Annotated in this window: 2 protein-coding genes and 2 pseudogenes; 1 reads left to right on the forward strand and 3 read right to left on the reverse strand. The window is 35.1% G+C overall.

The genetic code is table 11. The features are described from left to right. Nucleotides 1–57 precede the first annotated feature (57 nt). Nucleotides 58–1,386 carry an RNA-guided endonuclease InsQ/TnpB family protein gene (locus EWZ81_RS07750; RefSeq protein ID WP_165549569.1) on the reverse strand — a complete coding sequence of 443 codons (1,329 nt, stop codon included), beginning with the start codon at nucleotides 1,384–1,386 and terminating at the stop codon, nucleotides 58–60. A 36-nt stretch (nucleotides 1,387–1,422) separates the two neighbouring features. Here EWZ81_RS07750 and tnpA point away from each other — a divergent pair, with 36 nt between their 5' ends. Beyond that, nucleotides 1,423–1,839 (forward strand): IS200/IS605-like element IS606 family transposase, encoded by a 417-nt coding sequence (gene tnpA, locus EWZ81_RS07755; RefSeq protein WP_000717710.1) that lies wholly within the window; start codon nucleotides 1,423–1,425, stop codon nucleotides 1,837–1,839. Between the two features lie 126 nt (nucleotides 1,840–1,965). Here tnpA and EWZ81_RS07760 read toward each other — a convergent pair. Continuing rightward, nucleotides 1,966–2,595 (reverse strand): annotated as a pseudogene (locus tag EWZ81_RS07760) (integrase); the annotation flags it as partial. Between the two features lie 4 nt (nucleotides 2,596–2,599). After that, nucleotides 2,600–2,875: pseudogene (locus EWZ81_RS08545) on the reverse strand (hypothetical protein); the annotation flags it as partial.

Here is a 2,875-nt window from a genome sequence, read left to right on the forward strand (position 1 = left end):
GTGAAACCACCCCTTGCTAAAGCAAGGAGCTTCCTAACTAAAGCGTCCTAATGGACACTAACACGAAAGGCTTTGTTCTTTAAAGTCTGCATGGATATTTCCTACCCCAAAAAGACTTAACCCTTTGCTTAAAATATTGTTCGCAGCGTTGATGTCTCTGTGTTCTCTATACCCGCATTCTAAACAACAATATTGCCTATGATTTAATTTAAGCTTGTGGTTGATATTCCCACAACAATGGCAAGTTTTACTCGTATATTGTGGGGGAACTTTCACTAACAATTTGCCATTATGCTGTTGTTTGTAATCTAAAAAAGAAATGATTTGATAGAATGAAGTATTGTTGATAGATTGATTAAGTCCACTCTTTTGTTTAACATTTTTGAGTTTAGCTCTTTTAGTCATGTTTTTTACTTGCAAATCTTCAACTACTATCAATTCAAATTGCTTTGAAAGTTCGCTTGTGATTTTATGGTATCTGTCTGTTTTTTGATGACTAGACTTGTCAAAGGCTTGGTTTAATTTCTTTTGGGTTTTGTAAAAATTACCTCCTAATTTGGTTTTGTTTTGTTTAGACTTTAACACCCTACGGCTTTGTTTTCTTTGTAATCTTTTAAATTTTTCAGAGTATTTTTTTAAAGAATACAATTTGGAATAAGTAGGGATGAGTCGTTTAGTATCCATCTCTTCATCTATTTCTATCCCTAGTAATTCTTTCATGTCTGTTTGGTATTGCTTAAAGTCCGTTAGTTTTTCATGGTTGTTTATCTCACAAGAACAAGCTATATCAAGGATATTCAAATCTAGCCCCACACCATTTTTAGTGTTTTTGATGATAGTAATGTCTTGTTCGTATTCCACGCTAAAGCTAACAAAATATTTTCTATGGCTGCAAGAGATACTAATTTGTTTCACTTTAAAATTAGGGGGGAAGTCTCTGTGCATGCGCATGAGTAAAGGTATTTTCATCAGAGTGAATGTCTTGAAGCGCTCATCATCGCTCTCTTTGATAGAGAAGCCTTGATTGTTCCACAAAAAAGATTGTTTGGCGAATTTAGAGTTTTTGAATTTAGGAAAGCCCCTGTTTTTAACTTTAAAAGCATCTTTTAAAGCCCTTTCAACATTCATGCGTGCTTGTTGGGCTATCACACTCCTAAAGCTTAACCCCCTAGCGTTCAAGTGGTGTTTAATCGCATGATCTAACTCGCTTGATTTTTTCCACTTTCTTTCTTTGGGAGGTAAATCTTTGTTGGTTTCATATTGCTCTTGCAGTAAATTCAAGCCAATATTATAAGCTTGATTATAGACAAAAAAGCAGTGTTGCAACTTATCTTGTTGTTCTTTAGTGGGATACAAGCGGAATTTAAAACCCTTATTGACTTTCATAGAAGTATTTTAACCTCTTTTTGTTAAAATAGGTCTATGAAAAAAATTGATGATATGAGACACGGAAGACATTGTGTTTTTTTAATGCATGTGCATTTGGTATTTGTTACTAAATACAGGCGTTCAGCGTTCAATAAGGAAGTGATAGATTTTTTAGGATCGGTGTTTGCCAAAGTGTGTAAGGACTTTGAGAGCGAATTGGTAGAATTTGATGGGGAGAGCGATCATGTGCATTTGCTTATCAACTACCCTCCAAAAGTAAGCGTGAGTAAGTTAGTCAATTCTTTAAAAGGCGTTAGCAGTCGTTTGACTAGACAACACCATTTCAAAAGCGTTGAAGCTAGTTTGTGGGGGAAGCATTTATGGTCGCCTAGTTATTTCGCTGGGAGTTGTGGGGGTGCGCCTTTAGAGATGATTAAGCAATACATACAAGAGCAAGAAACACCGCATTAAATTAGCTAACTTTGATTTTTAATAGAATGAGCTAAAAAGCGAATGGATCTAGGTGAAACGATATTCAAATAGCCTAACGGCTAAACGCTTACATCTCCGCCCTAAAGGACGGAGTTTTTCGCGCTAGTGGGATAAAGTGTAAGTGGTATTAGGATTAGAAATAGGCGTGAATTTTAAAACAACATTATTAACTCTTTGCATAAGCTCTTGGCTAGGAATATGCATAACACATTCTTTGTTGTTAATTTTTACTCTCTCAATTTCTTTGGCAAACTTTTCTAAGAAACGCATAATCTGTAAGAAAAAAGGCGATGGGATATTGTTCTTTTGATTAGCTCCTATGTAGTTATAGCCCTCTAATTCTCTGTAATCTTTAAGATACACATACAAGTATCTTTGTTTTCCTTTAATGACTTCAATGAACCCTTGCTCTTCTAATATATTGACATTCTTTCTTAGAGTTCTTGCTACAACTTGCAAAAACATTTTGGCGTAATGTCTATCTAGGGCAATCTTATTAGACTTAGCATTAAATGCGAGCTTGTAGAGTATGTCTAATAATCTTTTAGCTCCTTGTCCGCCTACAAAGCTTATGGAACCTTGCTCATGCATAATGCTAGGATTAAAGAGTTTGTAGTCTAAATCTTTTTTAAATTTGAAATAATGCTCATGCGTGTTTTTAGCATAAGCAAGATTTGCCTTATACAGTGTGTTTAACTCATCTTTATTTAAATTAGGTTTTAATGTCTTTGCCATAGTTTTCAAGTCCCTTTCTATGAGACTTAGAGACAGAAACTAACATTCTAGTAAGAATGATAGCAGAAGCTTGATGTCCTTTTCCTTGATAAAACATAGGGGTCAATAACGCACCAATCCTGCTTTTTCTGTCAGTTCAGTAAGGAAATAATCCTCCGCCACAATCTCAAAGCTAGTCCTATCTTTATCCCTAAAACCGAAAGAGAGTTTATACTTATCCTCTTTTTCTTTAGGCTCTTTAGGAGTAGAAGTCCTATCCTTAACACTCGGTCCGCTAGTT

This window comes from Helicobacter pylori, assembly GCF_011140715.1.
GTDB classification, from domain to species: domain Bacteria; phylum Campylobacterota; class Campylobacteria; order Campylobacterales; family Helicobacteraceae; genus Helicobacter; species Helicobacter pylori_DA.